27 protein-coding genes are annotated in these 26,186 nt (G+C 49.2%); 8 read left to right on the forward strand and 19 right to left on the reverse strand.

All coding sequences use genetic code 11. The features are described from left to right. Positions 1 to 198: 198 nt before the first annotated feature. The 3 genes from PQG83_RS14280 to ppnN all read right to left on the reverse strand — a co-directional run bounded on the left by PQG83_RS14280 (position 199) and on the right by ppnN (position 3,819). Positions 199 to 816, reverse strand: coding sequence for a hypothetical protein (locus tag PQG83_RS14280; RefSeq protein ID WP_312742346.1), 618 nt, complete (start codon positions 814 to 816; stop codon positions 199 to 201). 126 nt (positions 817 to 942) lie between these two features. Then, positions 943 to 1,350 (reverse strand): DUF4168 domain-containing protein, encoded by a 408-nt coding sequence (locus tag PQG83_RS14285; protein WP_312742348.1) that lies wholly within the window; start codon positions 1,348 to 1,350, stop codon positions 943 to 945. Between the two features lie 1,059 nt (positions 1,351 to 2,409). Next, positions 2,410 to 3,819: a nucleotide 5'-monophosphate nucleosidase PpnN gene (ppnN, locus tag PQG83_RS14290; RefSeq protein ID WP_376753530.1), complete on the reverse strand. Its 1,410-nt coding sequence runs from the start codon at positions 3,817 to 3,819 to the stop codon at positions 2,410 to 2,412. 463 nt (positions 3,820 to 4,282) lie between these two features. Here ppnN and PQG83_RS14295 point away from each other — a divergent pair, with 463 nt between their 5' ends. After that, positions 4,283 to 4,429: a globin family protein gene (locus PQG83_RS14295; protein ID WP_312742353.1), complete on the forward strand. Its 147-nt coding sequence runs from the start codon at positions 4,283 to 4,285 to the stop codon at positions 4,427 to 4,429. A 123-nt stretch (positions 4,430 to 4,552) separates the two neighbouring features. Here the strand turns inward: PQG83_RS14295 and PQG83_RS14300 are convergent, their stop codons facing one another. The 3 genes from PQG83_RS14300 to PQG83_RS14310 form a co-directional block, all read right to left on the reverse strand. After that, the gene (locus tag PQG83_RS14300) at positions 4,553 to 5,314 is read right to left on the reverse strand and encodes a tetratricopeptide repeat protein (RefSeq protein WP_312742355.1); all 762 of its coding nucleotides are present in this window, start codon (positions 5,312 to 5,314) and stop codon (positions 4,553 to 4,555) included. 129 nt (positions 5,315 to 5,443) lie between these two features. Further along, positions 5,444 to 5,632 carry a hypothetical protein gene (locus PQG83_RS14305; RefSeq protein ID WP_312742357.1) on the reverse strand — a complete coding sequence of 63 codons (189 nt, stop codon included), beginning with the start codon at positions 5,630 to 5,632 and terminating at the stop codon, positions 5,444 to 5,446. A 74-nt stretch (positions 5,633 to 5,706) separates the two neighbouring features. Further along, entirely contained in the window at positions 5,707 to 5,997 is a 291-nt protein-coding gene (locus PQG83_RS14310) for an HU family DNA-binding protein (RefSeq protein ID WP_312645035.1), read from the reverse strand. Between the two features lie 335 nt (positions 5,998 to 6,332). Between PQG83_RS14310 and PQG83_RS14315 the strand changes: the two genes are divergently transcribed. After that, positions 6,333 to 6,935: a hypothetical protein gene (locus PQG83_RS14315; protein ID WP_312742360.1), complete on the forward strand. Its 603-nt coding sequence runs from the start codon at positions 6,333 to 6,335 to the stop codon at positions 6,933 to 6,935. A gap of 31 nt (positions 6,936 to 6,966) precedes the next feature. On the opposite strand, the gene PQG83_RS14320 is transcribed toward PQG83_RS14315, so the two are convergent. Beyond that, complete coding sequence (locus PQG83_RS14320) at positions 6,967 to 8,274, reverse strand: metal-dependent hydrolase family protein (RefSeq protein WP_312742363.1); 1,308 nt, start codon at positions 8,272 to 8,274, stop codon at positions 6,967 to 6,969. 449 nt (positions 8,275 to 8,723) lie between these two features. Between PQG83_RS14320 and gcvP the strand changes: the two genes are divergently transcribed. Beyond that, on the forward strand, positions 8,724 to 11,576 hold the full coding sequence (gene gcvP / locus PQG83_RS14325; RefSeq protein ID WP_312742365.1) for an aminomethyl-transferring glycine dehydrogenase: 2,853 nt from the start codon (positions 8,724 to 8,726) through the stop codon (positions 11,574 to 11,576). Between the two features lie 73 nt (positions 11,577 to 11,649). Continuing rightward, positions 11,650 to 12,909, forward strand: coding sequence for a dicarboxylate/amino acid:cation symporter (locus tag PQG83_RS14330; protein WP_312742366.1), 1,260 nt, complete (start codon positions 11,650 to 11,652; stop codon positions 12,907 to 12,909). A gap of 198 nt (positions 12,910 to 13,107) precedes the next feature. Here PQG83_RS14330 and PQG83_RS14335 read toward each other — a convergent pair whose 3' ends face one another. The 4 genes from PQG83_RS14335 to PQG83_RS14350 all read right to left on the reverse strand — a co-directional run bounded on the left by PQG83_RS14335 (position 13,108) and on the right by PQG83_RS14350 (position 15,979). After that, complete coding sequence (locus PQG83_RS14335; RefSeq protein WP_312742367.1) at positions 13,108 to 14,034, reverse strand: tellurite resistance TerB family protein; 927 nt, start codon at positions 14,032 to 14,034, stop codon at positions 13,108 to 13,110. A 197-nt stretch (positions 14,035 to 14,231) separates the two neighbouring features. After that, the gene (locus tag PQG83_RS14340; RefSeq protein WP_312742368.1) at positions 14,232 to 14,639 is read right to left on the reverse strand and encodes a CBS domain-containing protein; all 408 of its coding nucleotides are present in this window, start codon (positions 14,637 to 14,639) and stop codon (positions 14,232 to 14,234) included. Positions 14,640 to 15,094: 455 nt separating this feature from the next. Further along, the gene (locus PQG83_RS14345) at positions 15,095 to 15,481 is read right to left on the reverse strand and encodes a response regulator (RefSeq protein ID WP_312742371.1); all 387 of its coding nucleotides are present in this window, start codon (positions 15,479 to 15,481) and stop codon (positions 15,095 to 15,097) included. A 126-nt stretch (positions 15,482 to 15,607) separates the two neighbouring features. Next, complete coding sequence (locus PQG83_RS14350; RefSeq protein WP_312742374.1) at positions 15,608 to 15,979, reverse strand: response regulator; 372 nt, start codon at positions 15,977 to 15,979, stop codon at positions 15,608 to 15,610. A gap of 568 nt (positions 15,980 to 16,547) precedes the next feature. Between PQG83_RS14350 and PQG83_RS14355 the strand changes: the two genes are divergently transcribed. The 3 genes from PQG83_RS14355 to PQG83_RS14365 all read left to right on the forward strand — a co-directional run bounded on the left by PQG83_RS14355 (position 16,548) and on the right by PQG83_RS14365 (position 19,124). Continuing rightward, a complete protein-coding gene (locus PQG83_RS14355; RefSeq protein WP_312742377.1) occupies positions 16,548 to 17,198 on the forward strand; it encodes a 2OG-Fe(II) oxygenase in 651 nt (216 codons plus the stop codon). Positions 17,199 to 17,655: 457 nt separating this feature from the next. Beyond that, positions 17,656 to 18,225 carry a 2OG-Fe(II) oxygenase gene (locus tag PQG83_RS14360; protein ID WP_312742379.1) on the forward strand — a complete coding sequence of 190 codons (570 nt, stop codon included), beginning with the start codon at positions 17,656 to 17,658 and terminating at the stop codon, positions 18,223 to 18,225. 5 nt (positions 18,226 to 18,230) lie between these two features. After that, a complete protein-coding gene (locus PQG83_RS14365; RefSeq protein WP_312742381.1) occupies positions 18,231 to 19,124 on the forward strand; it encodes an SDR family oxidoreductase in 894 nt (297 codons plus the stop codon). A gap of 224 nt (positions 19,125 to 19,348) precedes the next feature. Here the strand turns inward: PQG83_RS14365 and PQG83_RS14370 are convergent, their stop codons facing one another. From PQG83_RS14370 to PQG83_RS14400, 7 genes are all read right to left on the reverse strand, one after another. After that, the gene (locus PQG83_RS14370) at positions 19,349 to 19,873 is read right to left on the reverse strand and encodes an NUDIX hydrolase (protein ID WP_312742384.1); all 525 of its coding nucleotides are present in this window, start codon (positions 19,871 to 19,873) and stop codon (positions 19,349 to 19,351) included. 41 nt (positions 19,874 to 19,914) lie between these two features. Beyond that, the gene (gene gcvT / locus PQG83_RS14375; RefSeq protein WP_312742385.1) at positions 19,915 to 21,012 is read right to left on the reverse strand and encodes a glycine cleavage system aminomethyltransferase GcvT; all 1,098 of its coding nucleotides are present in this window, start codon (positions 21,010 to 21,012) and stop codon (positions 19,915 to 19,917) included. Beyond that, entirely contained in the window at positions 21,012 to 21,350 is a 339-nt protein-coding gene (locus tag PQG83_RS14380; protein WP_376753596.1) for an FKBP-type peptidyl-prolyl cis-trans isomerase, read from the reverse strand. Before PQG83_RS14380 ends, gcvT begins: the two co-directional genes overlap by 1 nt. Before the next feature lie 119 nt (positions 21,351 to 21,469). Then, positions 21,470 to 22,711 (reverse strand): FIST signal transduction protein, encoded by a 1,242-nt coding sequence (locus tag PQG83_RS14385; protein ID WP_312742389.1) that lies wholly within the window; start codon positions 22,709 to 22,711, stop codon positions 21,470 to 21,472. Between the two features lie 129 nt (positions 22,712 to 22,840). After that, positions 22,841 to 24,130, reverse strand: a complete 1,290-nt coding sequence (locus PQG83_RS14390; RefSeq protein ID WP_312742391.1) for a DmpA family aminopeptidase — start codon at positions 24,128 to 24,130, stop codon at positions 22,841 to 22,843. 66 nt (positions 24,131 to 24,196) lie between these two features. Then, entirely contained in the window at positions 24,197 to 24,703 is a 507-nt protein-coding gene (locus PQG83_RS14395) for a GNAT family N-acetyltransferase (protein ID WP_312742394.1), read from the reverse strand. A 7-nt stretch (positions 24,704 to 24,710) separates the two neighbouring features. After that, entirely contained in the window at positions 24,711 to 25,232 is a 522-nt protein-coding gene (locus PQG83_RS14400) for a DUF502 domain-containing protein (protein WP_312742397.1), read from the reverse strand. 315 nt (positions 25,233 to 25,547) lie between these two features. Here PQG83_RS14400 and PQG83_RS14405 point away from each other — a divergent pair, with 315 nt between their 5' ends. After that, a complete protein-coding gene (locus PQG83_RS14405; protein WP_312742400.1) occupies positions 25,548 to 25,853 on the forward strand; it encodes a Trm112 family protein in 306 nt (101 codons plus the stop codon). Positions 25,854 to 25,914: 61 nt separating this feature from the next. On the opposite strand, the gene PQG83_RS14410 is transcribed toward PQG83_RS14405, so the two are convergent. Further along, entirely contained in the window at positions 25,915 to 26,145 is a 231-nt protein-coding gene (locus tag PQG83_RS14410; RefSeq protein ID WP_312742402.1) for a hypothetical protein, read from the reverse strand. Positions 26,146 to 26,186: the final 41 nt, after the last annotated feature.

Genomic DNA, 26,186 nt, shown 5'->3' on the forward strand with positions numbered 1-26,186 from the left:
AGATGTCATTCATCAACAGGACAGGAATGGGTCGGTCACGAAAGGTTTAGTGGCTAAACGAAATAGCGATCCCACACTCATCTACCGTCGCTCTGGAGGAACTCAACCACAGAGACAATTTAAAACCCATGTTGGCCCTCAACCTCCATACAGGTCCGCCTTCTCATTTTTCAAACAGGCGTCAATGGGGCATTCCCCTCAGCCCTTCGACACATCCTTCCCGGAATAGGCTGACTCCTGAAATACGACCCTCTTACCCAAAGGCAAATCAAACGTGCCCGTGGCTGAAATCTGTCCCCCTTCGCTGCTTTCCGTCACAAATTGAAACGTTCCGGTAATATTACTATCACCGGGACCGGAACTGTTGGGAGCGAAATCCTCTAGAGTAATGGTCCCCTCGGTATTGGATTGGTATGAAATGGATCTTCCCTCTTCTACCATTTCAACCTGCACCTCAAAATTTTCACCCACCCTCAACGGATCGGGTGTCACCAAATCATAATCGCCGGGCTGTGCCTCACCAGGGACTCGAAAAATTATGAGAAACTCTCTTTTGTCATTCCTATCTGAATTGAGATTCGCAACCAAAAAGTAACCGGGGCGCACTCCAGTCACGGGGTCTCCTTCCTTGGGGGGCAGGTAGGTCACCACACCTGCCCCCGACACTTCACCACTCACAGATCCGGATAGGCTTGCGGTAAATCCTGACTGATCCACCTTAGGCTCTTGGGAAGCAGGGTCAGTGGATGAGTCCGAACATCCACTGCTGACAAGCAACATAATCAAGGCCGCTGTTTGTGCAAGAATCTGATACATTGCTGACATTTGCTCCCTCCCCAATTGCCCCTTTGGCCTCTCCCACTCTGAGAAACCGGATTGTATGTCGTTTGAGATATTATTCTTTATTAAAAAATCGAGTAGAGCGGGGATTAGGACATTCTTTTATTGCGTTCGATTCAGTACCATCATGAATTCTTCCTTGAGGGCCGGGTCATTTTGAATTGATTGAAAAATTGTATTGTAGTCCTTGATGGTCAATCCATGATCTGTCACGGCCTGACTCATCTTCCGGTTGGCCTCTTCTTGAAGAGCTTCACTTTTGGTGGGGTCACCTGCCTGGATGATTCGCTCCTTGTAGGACGTATGGATCTGGGAAATTTCCTTGTAGGCTCCAGCAAAGGGTTCAAGATTCGGCCCAATCAATTCCTTCTGCATATGTTGGGATTCAACTTTCTGAGGTTGGGCATTAACATTTTGCGCATGTACCACAGAAAAAAGTCCCAAGCCACATAGACTCGGAATCACTAGCAGCACACTCAATTTCTGTAAACTCGTTGCCATGGAATTCATACCAGCTCTCCTTTGTTAGTTTGAATAAATATTCCCCAGCAAGCTGAGATCGAGTAACCGTTCATTCCTGTCAGGTCTTTTTATCTTTTAAAAACGGGAACGCCGCAAACTCAAGTAGGGGTCTCCCGAAAAATCATTTCCTCTTCTATAGCAATGAATGAGATAATAGGAACATGAAACCCATTCATAACCATATTTTCCATCCCATACTGTTTCCTATAAGGCAAAAGCCAGGCCAAAATCAGCGGGCGGAGTAGGGAAGTATCGTTTTCTAGGGCATAACTTAAGTCAAGAACGCAAATTCCGCCTCGAGGGTTTATTTTTTGTTGATCCTGTTTTTTCCAGGCGTAGCGTAGGGAAGACCCTACGAAAGCACATGAAAATCCCTACAGTTTCAAACGAAAATAAACTGGGAAAACGTGAATAGTCATTGGGCTTGTCCGCATTTAGAATCCATATTTTATCCATTGACATGGTATTTTTTTCTTTCGTACAGAGATCACTTTTGCATGCATTCCGTTGAAAAGAATTCTTCGTCCTATTCACAAAGGGAAAGCCCAAGAAGAAGTAGATGTATCTCAAAGGGAATACGAGAATGGAGGAACCATACTCGATCAATGACGCTAGGCAGATTATCAAATGATATGAGATAGACTGAACCACATGCCCTAAAAGCCTCTCTTAATAAATGACCCGGATGATTCTCGACATATAGGCATTTCCTCTCATATCTCTCGCCAACCTCTTGGCATGGATTATTTGACCAATAGCGTCATCACAGAAAAGTATGGGAAGGGCGGGCGATTTGACTACCGAGTATCTCTTTTCGCAAGAAAACCACGACTGCATGCTATTTGGGAATACCTGGCATGATTGAGGGGGATAATCGGGAAAACCAGGAAAATGGTGAGGAGCATTCGTCAACCCAGTATGAGTCCAAATGCGATAAATCCTTCTCTGCAATTCCTTCCTGGATCTGCCTGCAAATAACGGGGGAACGCTCTACTTCAATTTCAGAGACCACTTACCATTCGAACAGCGAATCATGCCACGCGACGACTACGCGATAATTTCATAACACGGCTTGAAGTTCTGTTGATCAATTTTCATGCGATGCTGATTGACGAAGGATTGCAGGAGTTCATCCATGAGTTTCATAATCATTGAATCCCCGTGTATGGTAAATGGCCCATTTTTTTCAATAGCATTGAGCACTTGGGACTTCACATGGCCGGCGACAATTCCTGAAAATGCCCGACGCAAATTCGCGGCCAACATATGGATGGGTTGGTCGACATGGAGATTCAATTGCGCCATCGACTCATGTGTGGGCTCAAACGGTTTTTGAAATTCATGGTCGATGGTTAGATGCCAGTTGAAATAGAAGGCGTCATGGGTCCGTTTTCGAAATTCCCGTACGCGTTGTATGCCTGTTGTCATTTCATAGGCCCCACGCTGAGGATCGTCAATGATAATTTGATATCGTTGCGCGGCTTGAGGTCCGAGCGTTTGCTTGATAAAGGTATCAATCGTTCCAAAATAGCTGGCACTGCCTTTGGGGCCGGTAAAGATAAGCGGAAAGGGCACCTCATTATTGTTTGGGTGCAACAGAACGCCGAGGAGGTACAGAATCTCTTCCAAGGTCCCCGCCCCGCCGGGAAATACGATAAACCCATGTCCGACACGCACAAACGCTTCAAGGCGTTTTTCAATATCCGGCATGATAACCAGTTCATTCACAATGGGGTTCGGGGCTTCAGCCGTAATGATGCCCGGTTCCGTAATGCCCAAATATCGCCCGTTTTTGATACGTTGTTTCGCGTGAGCGATCGTGGCTCCCTTCATCGGTCCCTTCATCGCCCCTGGCCCACAACCCGTGCAAATATCCATGGAACGCAAACCTAGTTGATGTCCCACTTCTTTCGTGTAACGATATTCCACCTCGCTGATCGAATGGCCTCCCCAGCACACCACCAAATGTGGATCATCAACAGAATGAATGATCTCGGCGTTCCGTAAGATATGGAAAATCGCATTGGTGATCCCATTGGATGTTGTTAAATCAAATTTTTTATTGTGATGGATTTCGTTATGGACATAGATGATGTCACGTAGCACCGAAAAGAGATGCTCTTTGATCCCTTGAATAATCTTCCCATCCACAAACGCACTGGCCGGAGCATTGATGAGCTCAAGCTTCACTCCGCGATCCCGTTGCTCCAAGGCAATGTCGAAATCTGCATAGCGCGCGAAAAATGCTTTCGTGTCGTCCGTATCATTGCCACTCGTCAGAACCGCTAAGGCACTGCTTCTGAAAATTTCATGAAGGCCGCCCTCACTGGTCTCCCTGAGCTTCTCAACTTCATGCTGCGATAGCATGTGCATTGAGGTATCCGGAGTGATGCTCACACTCACGCCCTGACCTGAGGATGTGCGCTTCGACGTTATGTACTCTCGATTGTTTTCCATTCTTGCGCCCTAACTCTTAGTCAAATGAGAGCCATTTTTGTGTGAACGTTGCCCAATGCTGGCCACGAGGAAGAGGTCAATTTATCATACCAACGTGTTCAGGCTCCATGGGCGGTGTCAGAACACGCTCTATTGCGCAATGAAATGGGAACACATCCTGCAAAATATACCGTGCCACGATTATGTAGAGGATCTGGAAAATCCGTTGAGTTATTCAGCATCTCAGTTTTGCCAATACAGAAAAATCCCTATTTGACCGTCTGGGAGGCAATGATGCCATCTCCGCCGTCATTGATGTTCTTTTGATAAAGGCTTGGGACGACCCGGTGGTCGGTCGGTTTTTTGTGGGAATGGGAACTGACATCCGGAATCAATTACGCCAAAAAAGTTAACACCTCTTGTGCTTTCACAAGGGGAACCCTGCCAGAAGATCATTCGACCACTAGAACCGACCCATAAGGGTTTGAGAATCACCAACACGGAGTTCGATATCCTGGTTAACCATTCGGCTGCGACACTCAAAGAATTTAAAGTGCCTGAACGGGAACATAACGTGGTGATGGTCAAAATCGGCAATCTGCGATCCTATTTTGTTGAACGGAAAAGTTAAAAAGCATATCGGGGTATCCGGGTCATGTCATGTCCTGCCTTTGAGGCCCGCGCTCATGGCGTGCAAGTTCAGATCCTCATACACCTTCCAACAATATGGAGAGCTTTTTTTCCGTGAGTCTGCTTAGGAACTACGCAACCAGGTTAATCGTTGGCGATCATCCTCATACTGTGGGAGCCGATAGGTCAGATCGATTTGCACGACACGCTCCATGCAGCGAATCGCCGAGAAGTGATCATTTCGCTCAATGTAGACGGCAGCCAGTAGACGCAAGGCTCCTGCCTCCCCCGTACTATGTCCCAGCTTGATGAAATGTTCAGTCGCATTATTGAGACAGGCCTCGGCCCGTGTAAGATTGCCCAGATGAAAAAATGTTTTTCCAAGTTGCCCATAGGTGGTAGCCAGGCCGTCTTCATTTCCGACTTTGCGGTGGTAGTCTAAGGCCGTATGAAAGGCTTGAATGGCAGGTTCGGACCGATGTAACTTCAATTCTTGCAGGGCCAGATTGCTATATAAAATTCCCAACGCCCGGTCATGGCCTAAAGGGGTCAAATAATCTATAGCTTCCAAATAGAACGCGTGAGCCGTTTCCGGTTCACCCCTATCGGCTTTGAGACTTCCTAAATTCACCAGGGTTTCCCCGATCGCATGCCCTTCTTGCAAGGTTCGTTGAATTTCCAGGACTTCTCGATAACAGGCCTCGGCTTGTTCATAGAGTCCTAACAAGGCGCTGACATTTCCCAGATTACCCAAAGCATCTGACAAAGCCTTGGGTGATTCCAGCCGTCTTGCCTCTGCGGTAGCCTGTTCATAGCACTCGCGCGCTTTTGACAGATCGCCACGATGGAGGAAAATTTCGCCGAGACGAGAAGCAGAGCTGGCCATGATAGCAATGAAAATCCCGTAACAATTGTTCAGTTCTCAAACGAAAGCCGGTTAAACATACATCCTGACCGACTCTCTAGGCTTGTCCCTGCCTGAAAACCTATGACCGGTAAACGCGCCTTAGCAAGATTACACCATTTCTCTGACAAGGATCAGAAAGACCTCATCGGATCGAAAGGCTGTTGCGACATTCAGTCTGAACAGCGTCCCATTCACATTGGTCTGTCCGGAGCCCACTCGGCCTAAAAACACAACAGCCGAGTCCAGACATCTGGACTCGGCTGTTGAGAGAAATTCAAAATAAAAAGGCAGGGCCACGCCTTTTCATTCATTCAAACCAACCGGCTTAGAGAGGGGAAAGCCGACAGGATCATGCCTTGAGAAGGGTAACGTTACTTTTTAACCCCCAAGATCGCATCTTTAGCCGCCTTGGCTACGCGGAACTTCACGACACGTTTGGCTGGGATTTTAATCGCAGCTCCAGTTTGGGGATTTCTGCCCATTCTGGCTTTTCGGTGTGCAAGGACCAACTTGCCGATTCCAGGTACCACAAACGCATTTTTGGCTTCCTTGTAAGCCAACGCAGCAAAATCATCAAGAATTTGCGTGGCAATTTTCTTGGTAACATCCGCTTTTTTAGCCAGGTGATCGGCAATCTGCGACTTTGTCATGGCCTTTCCCATACACATTTCCTCCTCATTTGAATTGTTTTAGTAAGAGACACCATTTGTTGATTCTAAAATTCCAAGGAAGGGTTGCCTTGTCTGTCATTTTGGAAGAAGGGTTTAACGCGGGAACACCTCTCCCTTCTGTCACAACGGCGGCAGAGTCTACCGAATGCCTCAAAAACTGTCAACAAAAAACAAGCCCAGTGCGGCGAATATTCTTTTGTCATAAGTTTCCCAATGACTTTTCTGTCTTGCTGCCTCGGCTTTTGTCACGGTAAAGTAGCCGAAAGACCCATTTTACATACTTTAATCATTCGTGCAATTGGCACAACACACACGAGGCATCGATCATGGCAAAAGAATTACCTGTTATCCCATTCCCCAAACAATCAGAATCCTCAGAACAAGAAGAACTGATATATTCCAGGGTGTTTTGCACGCGGGAGGATAGCCCACCCCTGAAGTTGCTTCTGGACTTTCTCAAATCCAAAAATCAGGTTCCACTCATTCCCAAAATGGACCCGGCCGCCCTGGAAGATTGGGACTGGCTCCATGTATCCCTTGGGTATAGCCGGGAGAGAAAGCCCATCCGCTTATTTTGCTTGCGTGACCGGGGTACCTATCAGGACGTGTTTGAGGGAGAAAAAACCTCATTTTTCAACCGCATATCTGTCTTTGATGATATCGAAGCCGGGATTGCCCGGGAATGTATTTCAAAAGCCCGCTTCATTGCCACCACTCAATTGGTGAAAAAAGATATGACTGATGAGGGCTATGATTTTAACGGATGGATTCTGGAATTTTTTCAAGAAAACTGCAATGGCATTGTGCAAATCGACGGACAGGGATTTTATTCTCCGAAGGGCGAACTCATTGTGGACATGGAAGAAGTCGCTGAAACTGGGGATGATATAGCGCCTACACCCAAGACTGATACCGAATCATTGGCCTAAGACACGTTCAATCCTGCTCTGAAGAAGAGCCTCACGAAGAGCTTGACTCGAGGGCCAACTCCACGCAATCCGGAAAGGTCCGTTGCCTCATACCCGAAAGTCCATTGCGATAACCCCAGCCATCTTTTAACACCTCAAGAAGGGCTCCGTATTCAAATCGTGACGGATCCTCCACCACATCTTCCCTGCAGATCAAAATATCGGCGCGTTTCCCTTCCAATAGTGTTCCTGTATCGGTTTGTCCAAGTTGATCCGCCGCCAACCCCGTCGCTCCGAACCATGCCGCCAGAGGCGGTATGCCCTCTGCGATCAATGCCACCAACTCCATGTAATTCCGGCCATGCATATCGGGTAATACCGGATCAGTGCCAGCCAACAATTTGAGCCCGCTAGCTTGCGCAGATTTGACTGCCTGAGCATGGCTCTCGGCCACCTGCTGAACTTTGGCGCGAATGAAGGCATTGAACCCCTCTGACTGAGCCAATTTTTGCCCTACCCATGCAGTCGGAGTCACCACACACCCCTTCGCATAGGCCAATTCGGCCAGGTCCTCATTCATAAATGAAATGTGTTGGATATCCTTCACTCCAGCCTGAATGGCCAACTTGATGCCATTTCGACTATGGGCATGGGCCGCCACATACATCCCCCGCCCAGCCGCTTCGTCACAGATCGCTTCCATTTCCTCAAGAGTAAAATCCCGATGTTCCAAATGGTCGGTAGGAGACACCACACCCGGGCTGGCACAAATTTTCACAAGATCGCCCCCGCAGGCGGCAATCTCTCTTACCCGCTTTCGGCATTCCCACGGCCCATCGACGATACTGGACGGACGACCGGGACCAGCAGGCCACAAACGGGAAAGCTCCCCACAGCACCGGTCCGGCCCTCGAAAATCCGCATGCCCTCCAGTAGTGGAGAGCATGCAAATGGCCAACTTGAGACGTGGACCCAACATCACCCCCTGATCCACGAGTCGTTTCAGAACAGAGGTGGCTCCACCCACATCACGCAGGGTCGTCACGCCTCCCTGAACGAGGGTGCGATATAAGATACGTTCAGCCCAAAACGGGGCTTCCGGTGAATTCATTCGGTCCAGTTCAGCACTTCCCACTCCCCAAAGTGTCACATGCCCATGACAGTCGATAAGTCCTGGAGTGACGGTATAGGTTGCACAGTCGATCCGGTGGACATCAGATCCCTGAGGACGAGCGGGGTTATGAGGAGAAACGGCCTTGATGGTTCCATCATCTATCCACACATCAACTCGTTCGTGAATAGACCTGGATGTTGCGGACGTCCCATCATAGAGTTTGTGTATATTTGAGAGAACAATCATCACATTCCTCTCTTCAAGATATAAATCTTATGAATCCTCCACTTTGTCTTTACCGTATGTCCGTCAATATCTGCAACACATTCGATCAGGCTCCTTCCTGGACGACTCCTCCGGACAAGCAGGGGATGTTTGGCGCCCCTTTCTGAGCGTCCCTTATTCTGGTCGCGTTCATTTTTTAACACCTGGTAATCAATCACATCAATAACATTTGGTGGCATTGAAATTTTGCGGATTCATCATAAACATGATAATCTTCGAAGATATTGACTTATCTCTTTCTCTATTCATGAGAGACACATTTGTCAGTTATGTTTTCTTTCGGAATACCTCTCGAAGTTTTTCACCATTGGTCTAAAACTAGAAATCATCATTTCCTCAATACGGTTATCGCAACGAATTTCCCATCCGCTTGAGGGATAACCTTCACATCACATGAGGTGTAGCCAGGCATGACCACGTTCGCCCACCGCCATATCGGATCAAGTGAGAGCCAAATTCAAGAAATGTTGGGAGCGTTGGGGCTCTCTTCACTCAATGCCCTAATGCAAGCCACGGTTCCGCAGGAAATTCGCCTCGCCCGATCTTTGGATTTGCCCGCAGCACAATCGGAAGAAGAGGTGCTTGCTGAACTCCGCCACCTCAGCGCACGTAATCAGGTCTATCGATCATTTCTCGGCATGGGTTATTACGATTGTCTGACCCCCCCGGTGATTGGACGGAATATTCTGGAAAATCCCGCCTGGTATACCCAATATACGCCTTATCAAGCGGAAATTGCCCAGGGACGATTGGAGGCATTACTCAATTTCCAAACCATGGTCGCCGATCTGACTGCGCTTCCCCTGGCAAATGCCTCACTGCTAGACGAAGCCACGGCCGCGGCGGAAGCCATGAGTATGTGTCGGGCACTCAGCACCCTGCAGGGACGTACATTTTTCGTCGCGGAGGATTGTCACCCGCAAATCATTGGCGTCCTACAGACTCGGGCCAAGCCATTGAATATCTCAATTACCATAGGAAATCCAGATACCTTAGATTTTTCAAACGACGAGACCTTCGGCATTCTCCTCTCCTATCCGTCCACTGACGGCACGCTTCGCTCCTATGAAGCCCTGGTCCAGAAGGCGCATGAAGCCGGGGCACTCGTCGTGGTCAGTACGGATCTTCTCGCCCTTACCCTCTTAGTGCCACCCGGAGAATGGGGAGCGGATATCGCGGTGGGGTCATCGCAACGATTTGGGGTTCCGCTGGGCTATGGCGGTCCCCATGCGGCATTTCTGGCCACAAAAGATTCTTTTAAACGAAACATCCCAGGCCGGATGGTGGGAGTATCCAAGGACGCTCATGGCCAAACGGCATATCGCTTGGCCCTCCAAACCCGGGAGCAACATATCCGGCGCGATCGAGCAACGAGTAACATTTGTACCGCACAAGTGCTGCTGGCAAATATTGCCGGCATGTATGCGGTCTACCATGGGCCAGAAGGATTAAAAAACATCGCCACCAATGTTCATCACCTCACTGCGCTCACAGCCGAAGGACTTCGTCGCCTGGGATGTCAACTCGACTCCAATGCCTTTTTTGATACCCTCCGGGTTCGGTGCCCGCACCTGAGCCCGTCCCAAATCATGAAGAAGGGTCAGCAGAGTTTCATCAATCTTCGACAATTTCCAGATGGGTCCTTTGGCATCGCGTTGGACGAAGCGACCACCATCACAGACGTGAGTCAGCTCCTGACCCTTTTCACCGACAATACCTCACTTCCCTTCTCCTTAAACGATCTGGCGGAACAACTCGGTTCCTCCATCCCAAATACCTTTCATCGCCATTCTCCTTTTCTCACACACCCTGTTTTTCACGACTACCATTCCGAGCACGAATTGCTCAGGTATATGTATCGGCTCCAATCGAAGGACCTCTCCCTTGTCCACTCCATGATTCCATTGGGATCATGCACCATGAAGCTCAATGCGACAACGGAGATGGTTCCCGTGACATGGCCGGAATTCAGTCGGATGCACCCCTTTGCCCCCAGTGACCAAGCGCAAGGGTATCAATTGTTGTTTCGGCAATTGGAGGCCTGGCTCGCCGAGATCACCGGGTTTGAGGCTGTTTCACTTCAACCCAATGCCGGCTCTCAAGGAGAATATACCGGATTGATGGTCATTCGGGCCTATCATGAGGAGCGAGGGCAAAAAGGACGGAATATCTGCCTTATTCCGGTTTCCGCGCACGGGACCAACCCCGCCAGTGCGGTCATCGCCGGATTGAAGGTTGTTCCTGTCGCCTGTGATAACCATGGAAACATCGATATTAAGGATTTAGAAGCCAAGTCAGCCCAATACCATGACACCCTCTCCTGTTTAATGGTGACCTACCCATCTACCCATGGCGTATTCGAAGAAGGTATCCGCAAGGTTTGTGAAATCGTGCACACGCATGGAGGCCAAGTGTATTTGGATGGCGCCAATATGAATGCCATGGTTGGCTTGGTGCATCCGGCTGCATTCGGGGCGGATGTGTGCCATCTCAACCTGCACAAAACTTTTTGTATCCCCCACGGTGGCGGAGGCCCAGGGATGGGCCCCATTGCCGTCGCATCGCACCTGGCACCCTTTCTACCAGGTCATCCCCTGGTACAGGTGGGAGGACCAAAAGGTATCGGCCCCATCGCCGCTGCCCCGTATGGCAGCCCGAATATTCTTCCCATCTCTTGGGTCTTCATTAAACTCATGGGCGGAGAGGGACTCACCAAAGCCTCACAAGTGGCCATCCTCAATGCCAACTATATGGCCAACAAATTGGATAAATATTATTCGATGCTCTTTGCCGGTAAAAACGGTATGGCGGCCCACGAATTTATTTTAGATCTTCGCCCTTTCAAAAAATCAGCGGACATTGAAGTGGAAGATGTGGCCAAACGGCTCATGGATTTCGGATTCCATGCTCCCACGATTTCATGGCCGGTCCCCGGCACCATGATGATCGAGCCAACCGAAAGTGAATCCAAGGCCGAGTTAGACCGGTATTGCGATGCGCTCATCCTGATCCGCCAGGAAATTGCCGAAATTGAAGCAGGTCGTCTCCCCCGTGACAATAATCCTTTAAAACATGCGCCCCATACTATTGAGACCATCGCCCAATCCGACTGGCCGCACCCCTATTCCCGTGAAACTGCGGCATTTCCAGCCCCCTGGTTACGGCAGCATAAATTCTGGCCATCTGTTTCGAGGATTGATAATGTTTACGGAGACCGGAACCTGATATGCACCTGTCCACCCATGGACACCTATTCATCCTAGACTTCCTCTAGGCTTTTCATCGACCATTGGATAGCCCGTTCCTATTCGTGATGGGGAAACAGCATCCAACCACATGAAAGCCTCCAGCCCGCACCATCTGCTCATTGGCATGCTTTCGGGCATTGTCGTCGGCATTCTCCTGGGTGGGCTTGCACCATCCATCGGATTGAGCCTCGCCTTTATCGGTGACCTGTTTTTACAAGCCTTGTTCGCGCTCGTCGTCCCCTTGGTCATGAGCTCAATGATTGTCGGCATTGCCAGCTTAGGCGATGTGCGGCAACTCGGATCTATTGGCCTTCGCACCATCCTATTTTTCATGACCACGACTGGACTGGCGGTGTTGGTCGGCCTGATCTTGGTCATCGTCATTCACCCTGGAACCCCAACCGAACAAGCCGGCCCTGAGACACCAACGGAACAGACCACAAGCCTGTCAGAACGCATAGAAGACAAACCCACGACCCTGAGTGATTTGTTTAAATCCATCCTCTCGAGCTTAGTCCCCAAAAATTTATTCGCAGCCATGGCCGAAACACAAATCTTGCCGTTGATTGTTTTTGCCTTAGTCTTTGGTGGCGTCCTCACCACCATTGGCGAAAAAGGCACGTTAGTCATTCGGGTCTTTGAGGGTATCAACGAGGCTATGATGGCTATCGTCCACCTGCTCATGTGGATCGCCCCGGTAGGCATCGGCGCCTTGTTAGCGGGGCGGTTAGGGGAGGCCGGAGGGTTCACAGGATTCGGGCCCCAATTAGCGAGTTTAGGAACCTATGTAGGTACAGTGCTTCTTGCCTTAGCCATTCATGGCTTGGTCACACTTCCTTTATCTTTACGATTTCTCGGTCAACGTTCCGTTCCAGCTTATGCCAAAGCCATGAGTACCCCACTGATGACCGCCTTCTCAACCAGCTCCAGTTCGGCCACCCTACCCCTCACGATGGAACGCCTGATTGAGGAAGCAAAGGTTTCTCGACGGGTCGTGAGTTTCGTCGTTCCCCTAGGAGCCACCATCAACATGAATGGGACCGCACTCTATGAAGCGGTAGCCGCCATGTTTATCGCACAAACCTATGGAATTGAAATGGGTGTAGGGGAAACCATTGTGGTGTTGCTCACGGCCACCCTCTCTGCGATAGGCGCTGCAGGTATCCCAGAGGCCGGACTCGTAACGATGGTCATTGTGCTCAAAGCCGTGGACCTGCCAATTGAAGGCATTTCCCTGATCTTGGTGGTGGATTGGTTTTTAGATCGTTGCAGGACCACCGTCAACGTCTGGGGCGATGCCGTCGGGGCAGCCGTCATTGATCGCTGGGAATCTGGTACTAAGGAATAATTCCCTCTCCTCCCCCAAACCCCATTTTTGCTAGAACTTCGCTAGAGAAATGCCCCCGAGAACAAGATTTTGCTCCCTTTTTCCGGGTTGACGCATGCCGCTTTTCGGCCCGGCATCACCAATAATCGATAGGACATTATAAAAGACAAGATGGATTCCCGATAAAAACTGTGAATGACAGCGGAGGAAAGATATTGTCTAGAGTCCCTTGCGATCTTCTCGCGGAATAGTCAGCTTGGCATCAAGAAAATCCTGGTGACTGAGATCCATGCCTTTCGCAATGCTTCGAATTTCCTCAATCTCCTCAAAAGAAGTCTGTTCGGCCGCATTGGCCACTTCAAATAAACAATGGAGAAACTCTTTCCGTTCAGTCCTCGTCGTTAATTCCTTAAAACGTTTCACCAATCGTACGCTATCCAACCCCCGGAAAATCCGGTGATGACTAATTTCCGCCACCAGTTGCGCCTGTTCGTCTGTTAATGCCCAATGACGTTTAAGTACGGCACTCATGGCCGTGGTTTCTACTGAATCCACCACATGATCAACGCCGGCTACTCGTGCCATCAATCCTGCCGCCAGACACAGCTTGCGAATCTCAGTATCAGGGAGATCAAAGGTGATGCCCCGATCACGCAATTCCATCGTGACCTGGAAATAAATGGTGTTTTTAATGAAATCTTCCAATCGACTTTCACGATCATGCTCGTCGGTATAACGCTGCCCCCGCAGATTCAATATTTGCCGAAATGGTCGTCGAAGATGTTCTAAAAACCCGCTACTCCCCTCCTCAAGATCGGCCCTAAGCTGTTGGACCACTTCTGTTTGTTGATCCCCACCGGATGTTTCTGAGGACAGAAGCTTTCCAAGCGTCGCTAAAGCCAGAGCTTTATCCTCTGCCGATCCCATACGTCCTAGCACCCGATGTAAAAGACGTTGCCGTTCTTCCTCGCTCACCGGGGAAACCATATACAGCTCCAATTCCATCCATTCCTCTCCGGAAATATCCGGCAATTGAAACAAGAGTTCTTTTAATCCGTTCACTTCGGTGGACGACAGTTTCCCATCAGCCCATGCGGCACCGATCAAAAGTTTGCCAAGTTCAAGAATAAAGCTTTTATCGACCATCCCTATCCTCCCTTTCTGTAGACTCTAGGCTTAACATACCTGTAATTCACCAGGCTCGCCTGCCTCGTCAACAAGATTCATAATGATATGGGAAATTCTAGGGTCAGTATACCGAAGGGAATCCAGAGGCTAAAGAACCCGGTGAAATGAGGAACAAGCGGCACCCCCGCCACCGACCGAAACCGACGCGAAGATACTTATGAATTACCGGTGAAACCATGGGAATCCAGAATTGCTCTCAACACATCTTTCCACGTGACAACACCCAAAACTTCTCCACCAATGGTCGTGATGGGGAGGCAAGAGACCCCTCGGGCTAACATTAGTTCGGCCGCTTCCTGCAAAGAGCAGGATGAACGAACCGTCACCGGATGATGCGACATAATTTGATGGACACGTTTATTGAGGGTCGCTCGATCCCGGGTGGTTTCCGACATCGTTCCGACAAACGGACTGACGGCTTTCAACATATCCCGGTCGGAAATTATTCCCACTAGCTTGTCATTGTCCACGACGAGTAGATGATGAAAGGGGACTTTCTTGAAGATATCCTTGACCACCTCAAGTGGATCATCCATCTCAACGGTCACAACTCTGGACGTCATAATTCTGCCGATTACCCTGGTTCTCGTCTCTGACTCCACCTTACGAAGTCCTCATGGTATAGGGTGACTGAAATCAGTCCTTTCCACAATACTTGGCCGTCAGCTGCAATAGCCGTCACCCTTCCTATTCGGCATCCTAGAAATAAAAGTTTACAGGTGGGTTTGTACTTCGTCCCATCAACATTGCAATGGGCAAGGGGGCGTCAATCATTGGGAAAGCCCTTCTGTCCGCAGGATTCCACAGAGCAGTCCTTGGAAGAATCCCGGGCCAAGACTGCGAATACCTACTTCACTTGTTACACAATTTCAGCATTCGCCTACTAGGCTCATTGCCCTGTTCACCTCAGGAAGGGGGCCTTCCTCGCTCTCGTCTTCATACCACAGTACGTGAGATCATCTTGTTGCAGATTCATGGGATCTTTGCACCCGTCGCTCGTCGGAGTTGAACAAAAGATTCATGTCGATGAATGGGGCAGGGTACTCAGCAGTTCTTTCACAAGGCTCACCAGATCACTCAGGAGAAAGGGTTTAGGGAGTGTGCGGGTTGCACCAAACTCAGCCGCCTCTACCAAAAATTCTAAATCACGGTTCCCACCCCCCGACATGGCAATTATCAATGGAGGTGAAGGTGTCCCAGCAAGTTCCCGTATTACTTCTAGCCCGTCCATTTCAGGCATGAGCACATCTGTAATGACCAGATCAACAGGACTCTCATGATAGAGCCTCAATCCTAGTCGGCCATTGGAGGCCGTCCGAACGTCATACCCTTCCATTACCAACCGATCTCTCAAAGCTGAACATAATTCGGAGTTATCGTCTAGAAGTAAAATTTTCGCTTTCACATATCCACCTCACCAGGGTCTCGATACCGTTCCTCCCGACGTAACATTGTATATTTTTTGTGGGTGTTGTCGGATTTCATGGTCAAGAAATTAATGCCATTTCCTCACAAAAGGCCTTTGAGAAGTCTATTGTTTACCTGCCCGGGACACCAACGCCAGAAGCTCTTGAAAATCAAATGGTTTTGACAGAAGAGCAAAAGCCCCTGCTTGTTTTGCTTCCTTTTCAATTTCCTTTGTCATATTACCACTCACGAGAATGACTCGCACATCCTGTCCCTTCACACGATAGGACAGGGCTTTGAGAAAATCGATCCCATTGATAACGGGCATATGATAATCTGATATGATGATATCCACGTCGAGCCCTCCATCCAACAAGACTAAGGCCTCCCGACCATCCTCGGCTTCCTTAGCTGTAAAGCCGTGACTCTCCAAATACAGACGCAAGGCCTGCCTGTAAGGCCGGTCGTCTTCAATTAATAGAATTGGTTTTTTCATATGGTACGCCCATGGAATAGCCACATAGGTGTCGGAGATCACTCCTTGGCCTGCGACCTCGCCTATCGTTCCCAGGTTCATGAATCGCTACCTGATAAAAAGTTTATCAATCAATTGGTCCCAGTTCCGCCCAACTTCCTATATAAGCAAAAGTATTGCCAAGCTCTTCCTGCCATAGCTTTCAATAAATTATTTGAAGTAACATCTTGAAATTAAAAGTAAAATTTTCTTAGCGCTCTACCCGTTATCTATTAGGAGTGAGGAAAGTCCCAATTCAGTTATCTAAATGGATAAGGGGCGTATCCCTTGTGATGCTTGTAGAACAAGGCATTTAGAAGATGCCTAAGGAAATATTTATCATCCTTCCTACAACCTCCTGGTTTTCTCAAGAAACGAGAAAACGTCTCTAGCGATGAGACGGGGGCACAATCTCTTCACCCAGAGCCTTTAAAGGGCTTCTTATGCCGAACATGCCTCTCATTTCTCATTTGATACCCTATGAGAAACTTGCTAAAAGAAATCTCCAAGTTTTCTTCATCCACTCCTAACTTTTGATTGCCCCTGAAGTATGAAATCCAATTTCTCTCAATTTCATCCTGACCGATTTTCGTTTGCCGAGGATCCGGTGTTGATCCTGGAAGATTTTTGGAGTCAGGAAGAACGGAAGGTTGTTCGGGAAGCCATGGCACAATCAAAATGGATTGCCCTGGCCGATATGCCACCCGTGGCTCAAGCCTTTCCCAATTGCGGAAATTGGCAGAAATCGGACATTGGCCACTCTGAGGCTACTTACTTCATCCAACGGGTCGGAATGTCCTGCATTGCCGCCTATGTTGAATCCTTCCCACACATCAAAAAGCGACATGTTAATTTTAACTATTATTCGTATGGCGCGGGTGATTGTCTCCCAACCCACGACGATACCGACGACCTCTATACCTATGCCGAGGGTCGTCGACCGCCAACTCGTCGTCTCGCCTTGGTCACCTATTTCCATGAGGAGTGGCATCCGGACTGGGGAGGGGAACTTATCTTGTATGGTCCTCCCACGAACTCTAAAAAGAATACGTCATTACAGGTGACACATTGCATTCCTCCATTGCCGGGATCATTGGTCATTTTCGCGGTGCCTCGACAACATCGGGTCTGCCGGGTAGACATTCTTGCAGGAGACCATACACGCCTTTCCATCGCCGGATGGTTCATGACGGAGCATTGAAACACTTCACACCACCCGAACATATTTCAATCCTATCATTTCTACTCCGGAAGAGATCCCAGTTCTAAAGGCTGGGATGCAGCAAAGCTTCCCAGCTTAAAGTTCCATAATGTGAAGGTTCACAAAGTGCCTCAGTTGGGTGAGACGTTGCCAAACCCTAGCGAGCTGTTGAAAAATTCAAACTTTCTCTGAGAGCTTTTTAGGATCAAAAACTTCACGACCTTCCATGAGCAAAGCAGGATGGCCAAAAAGGCCCATCCAGCAAGGCCGGCAGGATCACATTTATATGGATGGAAATCTGAGGACTGGCCACACAGTCCATTAGGGGATTACAATCGTATTAGGACTTCATTGGGCCAAAGGGATTGGAAATACTGATTACGGAATTAAGTGCAGATGTTGCCATTTCAAGCTTCCGCTGGCGGCGTCAGACATTTGAATTTCAAGGAGAGGGGCAATGGATAAGGTATCGGATTATATTTTTGTGACCAACGTGATTCCTCAACATGTCTGCCAGGAAGTTCTAGAGGAAATTAAAAACAAGGAATGGAAGCCCCATACCTGGTATAACTATTCAGCCGATAATTTTAAATCCGAGCCTGAAAAAGAATTAGATACCCTCAATACAACCCAAGCCCTACAGGATACGTTAGCCCCGTTTATTTGCCAATCCGTCGAAGAATATATGATGAAGTTTGCGAGACAAGAAGATGAACGCATCAAAAGTTTTATCCAAACCTTCACGCCCATACGGTTTAACCGGTACCGCACCGGGACCATGATGAGGAAACATTACGATCATATCCATTCGATTTTTGACGGGAAATATAAAGGCATCCCCATCTTGTCCTTTTTAGGGGTGCTGAACGAGGGTTATGAAGGGGGCGAATTTTTATTCTCTTCCGACTATGAGGTGAAACTCAAAGCCGGGGATATGCTCGTCTTTCCCTCGAACTTTATGTATCCACATGAGGTCAAAGAAGTCACGAAAGGGGAACGATACACGTTTGTGGGTTGGGCATTTTAAATTGTGTGGCTTCCGGAGATCGCAACAGTCCTGATTTATCCTATGGCCTCAAAAACTCGGTGCAGATGACCCATTCCACGCTCCTCTTCGGCGCGACCTCCATTCTTGGTTTCAACCTGGCCAGATTATTTCCGGGAACCATTCTGCCCTTTATCTCCCCTGGCAATTCTTCGAAATCAGTTAGTGAGTGGCCGGTCCTCCAATTGGAAAATCCAGATTGGGTGGAACGCACCTTGGCTCAGTATCAGCCGAAAGTCCTGTTGTATTGCCATGCGGTGTGTGATGTGCCGAAGTGTGAAGCCGACCCCGATTGGGCTCATGAAATGAATGTCCAACATCTCCGCCGGGTGGTGGAGAAACTACCAGCCCATGTCCGATTGGTGTATGTGTCCTCGGATCATGTTTTTGGCGGGGATGGGGAGTACCATGAATATTCTCCCCCATGTCCCATTAGTGTGTACGGTCAGACCCGTGTCAACGCAGAAAAGCTGGTCTTGAATCGACACGAGTCTCTGGTCATTCGAACGGGTCTGGCGATTGGCCCTTCCCCGAACGGGCGCACAGGGCATTTGGATTGGCTTCGTTACCGCACTCAACAGCATCTACCCATTACCATTGTTGAGGATGAATCTCGCTCAGTTGTATGGGTGACGGATCTGGCCAGACGCGTTATGAAATTCGCACAAAGCACTGAGACAGGCATCCGGCATATTTCCGCCACTCGGGCTGTATCGAGAGTGGAATTGGCCAATCATCTGATGTCGATTTTGGGAGAACCTCCCACTTTCCGTTGCGAGAGCCGTCATCAACGGCCGGCCCCCCATTTGGGCCGGGTGGAATTAACCAGCGCCTATGAAGATAGCCTTTCTCGGCCCTTGGCAAGCGTCCTGGATGGATAAATACTCTAATCCTCAAAGACGCCATCCTGTAGATTGCCTCACAGTTTGAGCCCCTGACACTCCTAATCCCCCTGCTTGATTAAAAATCAGAACAACGCCCAGACACCTGGCTTTTGAAAAATTGGACTGTGGGATTCAACTGCGTTCCGGAATTTTCTTCCTAATTGTGTGGTGGGTGTACCCAATGCGAGGAGTCTTGACGCTTTCGATCAATCTGTAACCGGTTAGACGGATGAAGGATGGGAGGCTAGATATACGAGCTGCAACCCGATGATGGTTTTGGCATCGCGAATAGTGCCGTCCTGAATACCGGCCAACGCCTTTTCAAGCGGCCATTCCACCACTTCCAACACTTCATCGTGGTCCAAATTCTGGCGTCCTTCCTTCAGATCCGTTCCCCGATAGATATGGATGACTTCATCCGTAAATCCTGGAGCGGTCCAAATACTGGTGAGCAACTCCAACCGACCGGCCTGATAGCCAATCTCTTCCTCCAGTTCGCGTGCTGCACAGATGAGCGGGTCTTCCTGGGGATGTAGTTTTCCCGCGGGGATTTCATAAATAAATCCTCCCGCTGCATGGCGAAATTGCCGAATGAGGATAACCGTACCGTCACCTTTGACCGGCACAACAGCCGAGGCACCTGGATGGCGAATGACTTCCAATTGGGTGGATTGCCCATTGGGCAATTTCACCGTTTCGCGGTTGAGAATTAAGACTTTTCCGGCGTAGATATGTTCGATCGACAAGGAGTTCTCGTTTCAGTCAGAATGATGTATACAATGGCGCTTTAAGATTTTGGACGTTTGTAAAACGGAGGCGTGACAATCCTGGCCTGTACCCGTTTGCCACGAATGTCGATGTCAAGCGACATGCCTTCCTTGCACAGTGCAGGGGGCACATATCCTAAGCCGATCCCTTTTTGCAGAATAGGCGAAAAATTTCCACTGGTGACTTTACCCAACAATTGTCCATTGCTGAAAATAGCCATGTCGTGGCGGGGAATACCGCGTTCCACCATTTCAAAGGCAGCAAGCTGACGAGTGAGACCATCCTTCTGTTGTTTGCGTAGCGCAGGGTGCCCTTGAAACTCGCCTTTATCCCAGGCCACTACCCACTCGGCATTGGCTTCCAGCGGGGATGTGTTCTCATCCATATCGTTGCCATACAGCAAGTAGCCCACGTCCAACCGCAAAAGATCCCGCGCCCCTAGCCCTGCGGGCTTGGCTTCGAATTCGGCTCCGGCCTTCAATAGTCGATCCCACGCGGAGGCCGCGTGCGCCGCAGGCACATACCACTCATATCCAAGCTCTCCGGTATATCCGGTTCGACTAAGCAAGCCGGAAAACTCCGTGCCCTCCAGCGCCAAACAATCCCTGGGCTTCAGGGTTCCGATTTGCATCCCCATGAGGTTTTGCATGATGGCTTTTGATGCGGGCCCTTGAATGGCAATTTGGGCCAACTCTGTTGATTGATCACAAATCATCGCCCGCGGAAATTTTTCCGACTGATGCTTCAAGAACCATTGAAGCATCTTTTCCCGATTGGAGGCATTGACGCAAACCAAAAACGTGGAGGACCCGGTTCTATAAACAAACACGTCATCGAGAATGCCTCCAGAAGGTTTGCAGACCATGCCATATTGAGCCTGCCCTTTCTGGAGGCGACTGACGTCATTGGTACTGACCCATTGAAGAAACGCTTCTGCCTGGTCTCCTGATACTTCGATGCGTCCCATGTGACTGACATCGAAGAAACCAGCCGATTTCCTGACCGCAAAATATTCCTCAAGAACACCAGTATATTGAATAGGCATGAGCCAGCCGGCGAAATCCACCAGCTTGGCATTGAGCGCACGATGGGCGGAAACGAGAGGGGTTTCGTTCATCAACGCAGATCGAGCAATTCGACTTCAAAGATGAGAGTGGCATTGGGGGGAACCGCGGCTCCGGCCCCACGGGAACCGTATCCCAATTGAGGCGGGATGACCAATTTGCGGATACCGCCGATTTTCATCCCTTCGACGCCCTCGTCCCAACCCTTAATCACCTGGCCCGCCCCTAATCGAAAGGAAAAAGGTGAATTACGATCTTTAGAGCTATCGAATTTTTTTCCGTCGGTGAGTGTCCCCGTATAATGGACGATGGCGGTTTCTCCCGCATGGGCTTCACGCCCGGAACCAATGGCGAGATCGACATACTGCAATCCAGAAGGCGTGGTCACCATCGCTTCTTCCGCAGCCTTCCCAGACAGAGGATTTAATACAAATATAATGAGGAGGAGGATCCAAGATCCTATAATAAATACGGGTAATCGAAGACCTGATTGTACCATCATACCGTTTTTCATGAACCTCTCTCTTTGCTAGTGTGCGTATCCGATACCATACCCATTTTTGATGAACGAGGCATTTCTTCATAAAACAGCGCCATACTGGCCGTATAGCCATGCAAAAAATTCTTCCCGCTCACGGGGCCAATTTCTCCACCCGCAAAGAACCCCGCTATCGGCATGGTCCCCATTTGTTGTTGCAGAGTAGATACATCATGGTGAGGAGTTTCGAAAAATCGCCGCCCACGGCCATTACAACTAAATAACAACGCGCCCTTAGGCAGACTGTCCGGATGGGTCACTCGCTCCTTGGATAAGAGTAAATGAAAATCTTCACTCGCGGCATGAGCATCCCGAACATGGAACTGAATCGTCTGGCCCTCCTGGACAAAATCCGCGATGGCGAGACTCCCAGATTGTCGATCGGCCCCTAACAGCCCGCGGATCAAAAAGTCCCCTTGGCCGAATTCTGGGCGATGCTCATCCATAGCAATGCCCACTTGCAGCCCGTGCGCCGCTTGTTGTTGTTCGTGTTCATCCAACGCTTTCAAGGTGGTTTCCAACCGTTCCAACGGCGGGATTCCCCCAAGCTCCTGAATGACATTCCGATCGACCTTGGTCACAACATACCGTTCACCAATAGGTTGACACCCTTGAGACACCACCGTCCGGATTTCCAATCCACCCTTAACCGCCACACCTACGACCCCGGATCCAATAATGTCCCGATTAAAGACCAGGCGGCTTTCCCCGACATCCATGCCTCCACTGGCAATTCCTCCAATAGCGGACGAGCCGGGAGCATGCTCCTCCAACAGGGACAATAATTCATCTATGGGGGTAGAAAACGGATCGGCAAAGAGGAAAAAAGTGTAAGGATGGGTGATGGCTTCTAATGCCACCGGCCAGCCATCTAGTGACGCTTCTTCACCCTCTGAGTTTGGCGTTAACTTGAAGGGCACCACTCGCATATCAGTGCTTCTCAGGCCCCAGAGTACCAGACCAGGATGTTCTTCAATTTCCTGGTCGCCTCCAATTACCCCTTGCCCCATACACCCCACCAGTGCCTGAGGACGAAGGTTATCATGGATGATTTCGACCATGCGCTGAATGTCTGAGGAATAATGGGGAGAAAAAAAGACAAATGCGAGATGACACTCCGCTTGGCCTAATGCCTCATACACTGATGCGGCTACCGCCTGAGCGGCCACTTCCGGATGAGCTTCTTGGGAAAGGGCAACGTGACACTGCATCATAATTCAATTGTTTTGAAGTCTAGCAATCCCCGTCAAACGATGTCCATGAAAGAGATTTGGTGAATTTTGCCCTCTTTTCCTACCCCGTCCCGATACAACCGAAGTACATTCACCCTAGGCGTTAATTGCTTACTCAATTGGACGACCATAGGCATTTAAAATCGAACGGAGTCTTTCAATAGAGATTGCCTCAAAGCGTCGCCCATCCCTTCCTGTCACCGTTGTGGCTTGCAGCAGGGCGTTGAGAATGGCCTCTTCGGTGGCCTCCACCGTTGCTTGAAATAAAGGATTGATATGGGTATCGGCAAGATGAGCCATAAAAAATGTCCGGTGTTCCGGATAATGAGGAATAACATTGCCGGTAGAAAACGCCAGGACAAAATCTCCACTGCCGTGATGGGAGATGGACCCTGTTCGCGCCAATCCCAAGGTAGCCCGGCGGGAGAGTCTAGACAGTTGGCGTGCATCAAGCGGAGCATCCGTCGCAATAATGATGATAATGGACCCGCTGTCCTGCCGTCTTTGAGGGGGGACCTCTCCCGGAAGCTTGCCCAGAGCTGACACGGTCGATTCTTCGGAGTCTTTGTGTGAAACGTTTGGCAGGTCCGTATTATAAACTTGGCCCACCGGCACTCCTGCGATCGTCAGTTCATGACGACGGCCATGGTTAGCATTCACCAACACGCCGACACGATATCCTCCATCTTCAGATGGAAGCACTCGAGAGGCGGTACCAATGCCGCCTTTAAATTGATAGGACACCATCCCCGTCCCTGCCCCAATGGACCCCTCTGGAACAGGACCTCTTGTTGCCGTTTCCAGGGCGTGAACCACATCTTCCGGAGACACATGCCTTCCCTGACTATCATTCAGCCGGCTATCGTCGCATTCAGCCACCACAGGCGTAAGCGTATCATCAGTTATCCCAATGTCGGGATAGCGCTGAATCATCCAACTCATGACGCCATCTGCCACACGAGGGACATTCAATGTATTCGTTAACGCAATGGGATATTCTAAAAACCCTGATTCCGCGACCCAGGCCAACCCCGTCATTTCCCCTGTCCCATTTAGTACAAACGCTCCTGCTGGAACTTTATGATGCCAAACATCTTCACGCGGGATAATAACGGTCACACCGGTCCGAACCGGGCCTTGACCTACCAGCAAGGCCCCCTCGCCTTCATGAATGGTGACATGTCCCACTTTCACCCCTTGGACATCGGTGATGGCATTCATTTCCCCCTGAGCATACCGGCCTATGGTGATCCCAAGATCCTTCACACGGGGGCGGGATTCTACTAAATCATGGGTAGCAGAGGTATTGGCCAATACTGCAGAGGCAGTCCATGCCAAGCCAATTCCTAACATGCTAACGAGATAGGCCTGAATGCCTTGTTTCAATTTGGGAAAACGCATATTGTCAGTCCTACCTGTCCTCCAGCCCATCCACCCATAGCAGAGACGAAAAATTTACACGATTGATTAGGGAAAGGACGGGGATGTCCAGGAAAACTCTTTTTCATACATATGGTAGGCGGTTTCTTGAAATCCTAGATTGGCATAAGCCTTCTGGGCCTGATGATTGTTCTCTTCCACATAGAGGCGATATCCACAAACGGGTTCCTTGTTCAAATAGGCTTGGCTTTGCACATACTCATAAAGCTGCCGAAAGATTTGCTGTTGACGCTGATCTGGATGCACGTACACACTTTGAAGCCACCAAAAATTCCCGTTTCGCCAATCGCTCCACTCAAAGGTGACCAGTATCTGCCCAACCAGTATAAGTTCGCCACCATTAAGAGACTTTTCTGCAACTGCATACCATCCCTTACCAGAATCCTTGAGCAGGGCCTCTATACCAGACTCAAGAATCCGCACATCTAATGCCCGATTTTCAGTTTCCCTGGCTAAAGACATATTGAAACCTACAATAGTATTCAGATCAGAGATGGTTGCCCGTCTGATTTTCACCCGGGATGACATAGCCATTCCAAAATCAACTATCCTTCGTCGGAACATTTGCTGGTGACAACCATCCCGGTCGAGGGCGGTAGAGTCCGGCTGAAAACTCCATTTTCATTGCCTCTTCTGGTGGTAACTGAATTCGATTCACACTTTCCTCTGGGACAAAGGCCAGATAGCCGGTAAACGGATGGATGGCTGTCGGAACAAAGACCATCATGAGAGGTCCTTCGGGGGCAACTTGCAGCCTAGGTGGAGGTAATCCCATGTCAAACCCTAAAGCCCAAAGCCCCTCACGAGGAAACGGAAATGCGACGACTTTGCTTTGACCAAATCGATCGCGGAACTTGAGGACATCCGCCATACTTTTAAGGGTATAGTAAATACTACGCACAAAGGGAATACGCTCCAAAGAATCTTCCAATTTTCGATGGATTTGCTGCCCAAGTAAATGGGTTGTTCCCATGCCCACCCAGAGGACAAGAAGACAAAAAAAGGTGATCCCTGAGCCGGGAATCCTTACGCCATATAACGCCCACACAATGTCTACCGTCATATGCTCTATAGCTTCGAGTAGCGTATAGAGGATCAATAAAGTCCCCCAGGCTGGAATAATAAGAAATAACCCAGTCAGGAAATACCGTTTGAAAGTATGGTCAGAAAGGGCATGCATAAGACATAAAATAGGTGAAGCTAGGAAATGGGAGCAGTCTACCAAAAACCTACTCACTCCGCAGCATCAGAGACACGATGAGGTATGTGCTTACAAATCCGGATTTTCTGAAATTTTCTTGCTACAAAAGAAGGTCAGTGTTACTCTTCATTGGGAGAAGAGTTCGTCTAGTTGCTGGCATGTATTGAAAGGAGTCAGATGGTGCGCCCTGAGGATACAACGAAAGGAAAAGGTGAGATTGCTGCTGACCTATTGGCAATACTCTGTTGTCCGGAGACAAAGCAAGAGGTGGGTTTATTGGACCAAACTGTTGTTCAACGACTGAATCAAAAAATCTCAAAAAGAGAATTGAAAACGAAAGGAGGTCAGTTGGTCACTGAACAAATTGATGGAGGACTCCTTCGAAAAGACAATACTGTGGTCTACCCCATTCGTGATCAAATTCCCATTATGCTTATTGAAGAAGGCATTCCCATAGAAAAATCCGATCTCTCATCAATGTAAGGCTTTAGCCTCACCGTTTTCTGAGAATAAAGCGGTAATTATTTTTTTGGGAATAAACTTTTTATAAACCTTGGGTACTCCGACCTCCTTTTTTAAACCACCATAGTGATCGACCAATCTGGACTACCACATAGATAAAGACTCCAAAAAAAATCCCATAATATCCATACGACTCAATCGGCCAATCTTGTCCACCATGCAGAAGAAATCCTAATGCCACATGGGCCCCCAACCCTAAACATAAGGCTAGGATAATCCACTCACGGACCATTGTTTTTCGAGACAACCCCATGTTAGTTCCGAGTACTCAGTACAAAGAGCAGAGCTTGGACC

This window comes from Candidatus Nitrospira neomarina, from assembly GCF_032051675.1.
GTDB lineage: Bacteria > Nitrospirota > Nitrospiria > Nitrospirales > UBA8639 > Nitrospira_E > Nitrospira_E neomarina.

Excerpts from the sequence above, each read along its gene's own strand:
- PQG83_RS14280 (WP_312742346.1), bottom strand. The coding sequence starts at position 816 with ATGTATCAGATTCTTGCACAAACAGCGGCCTTGATTATGTTGCTTGTC.
- PQG83_RS14285 (WP_312742348.1), bottom strand. The coding sequence starts at position 1,350 with ATGAATTCCATGGCAACGAGTTTACAGAAATTGAGTGTGCTGCTAGTG.
- ppnN (WP_376753530.1), bottom strand. The coding sequence starts at position 3,819 with ATGGAAAACAATCGAGAGTACATAACGTCGAAGCGCACATCCTCAGGT.
- PQG83_RS14300 (WP_312742355.1), bottom strand. The coding sequence starts at position 5,314 with ATGGCCAGCTCTGCTTCTCGTCTCGGCGAAATTTTCCTCCATCGTGGC.
- PQG83_RS14310 (WP_312645035.1), bottom strand. The coding sequence starts at position 5,997 with ATGGGAAAGGCCATGACAAAGTCGCAGATTGCCGATCACCTGGCTAAA.
- PQG83_RS14315 (WP_312742360.1), top strand. The coding sequence starts at position 6,333 with ATGGCAAAAGAATTACCTGTTATCCCATTCCCCAAACAATCAGAATCC.
- PQG83_RS14320 (WP_312742363.1), bottom strand. The coding sequence starts at position 8,274 with ATGATTGTTCTCTCAAATATACACAAACTCTATGATGGGACGTCCGCA.
- gcvP (WP_312742365.1), top strand. The coding sequence starts at position 8,724 with ATGACCACGTTCGCCCACCGCCATATCGGATCAAGTGAGAGCCAAATT.
- PQG83_RS14330 (WP_312742366.1), top strand. The coding sequence starts at position 11,650 with ATGAAAGCCTCCAGCCCGCACCATCTGCTCATTGGCATGCTTTCGGGC.
- PQG83_RS14335 (WP_312742367.1), bottom strand. The coding sequence starts at position 14,034 with ATGGTCGATAAAAGCTTTATTCTTGAACTTGGCAAACTTTTGATCGGT.
- PQG83_RS14340 (WP_312742368.1), bottom strand. The coding sequence starts at position 14,639 with ATGACGTCCAGAGTTGTGACCGTTGAGATGGATGATCCACTTGAGGTG.
- PQG83_RS14350 (WP_312742374.1), bottom strand. The coding sequence starts at position 15,979 with ATGAAAAAACCAATTCTATTAATTGAAGACGACCGGCCTTACAGGCAG.
- PQG83_RS14355 (WP_312742377.1), top strand. The coding sequence starts at position 16,548 with ATGAAATCCAATTTCTCTCAATTTCATCCTGACCGATTTTCGTTTGCC.
- PQG83_RS14360 (WP_312742379.1), top strand. The coding sequence starts at position 17,656 with ATGGATAAGGTATCGGATTATATTTTTGTGACCAACGTGATTCCTCAA.
- gcvT (WP_312742385.1), bottom strand. The coding sequence starts at position 21,012 with ATGAACGAAACCCCTCTCGTTTCCGCCCATCGTGCGCTCAATGCCAAG.
- PQG83_RS14380 (WP_376753596.1), bottom strand. The coding sequence starts at position 21,350 with ATGGTGACCACGCCTTCTGGATTGCAGTATGTCGATCTCGCCATTGGT.
- PQG83_RS14385 (WP_312742389.1), bottom strand. The coding sequence starts at position 22,711 with ATGATGCAGTGTCACGTTGCCCTTTCCCAAGAAGCTCATCCGGAAGTG.
- PQG83_RS14390 (WP_312742391.1), bottom strand. The coding sequence starts at position 24,130 with ATGCGTTTTCCCAAATTGAAACAAGGCATTCAGGCCTATCTCGTTAGC.
- PQG83_RS14395 (WP_312742394.1), bottom strand. The coding sequence starts at position 24,703 with ATGGCTATGTCATCCCGGGTGAAAATCAGACGGGCAACCATCTCTGAT.
- PQG83_RS14400 (WP_312742397.1), bottom strand. The coding sequence starts at position 25,232 with ATGACGGTAGACATTGTGTGGGCGTTATATGGCGTAAGGATTCCCGGC.
- PQG83_RS14405 (WP_312742400.1), top strand. The coding sequence starts at position 25,548 with ATGGTGCGCCCTGAGGATACAACGAAAGGAAAAGGTGAGATTGCTGCT.
- PQG83_RS14410 (WP_312742402.1), bottom strand. The coding sequence starts at position 26,145 with ATGGGGTTGTCTCGAAAAACAATGGTCCGTGAGTGGATTATCCTAGCC.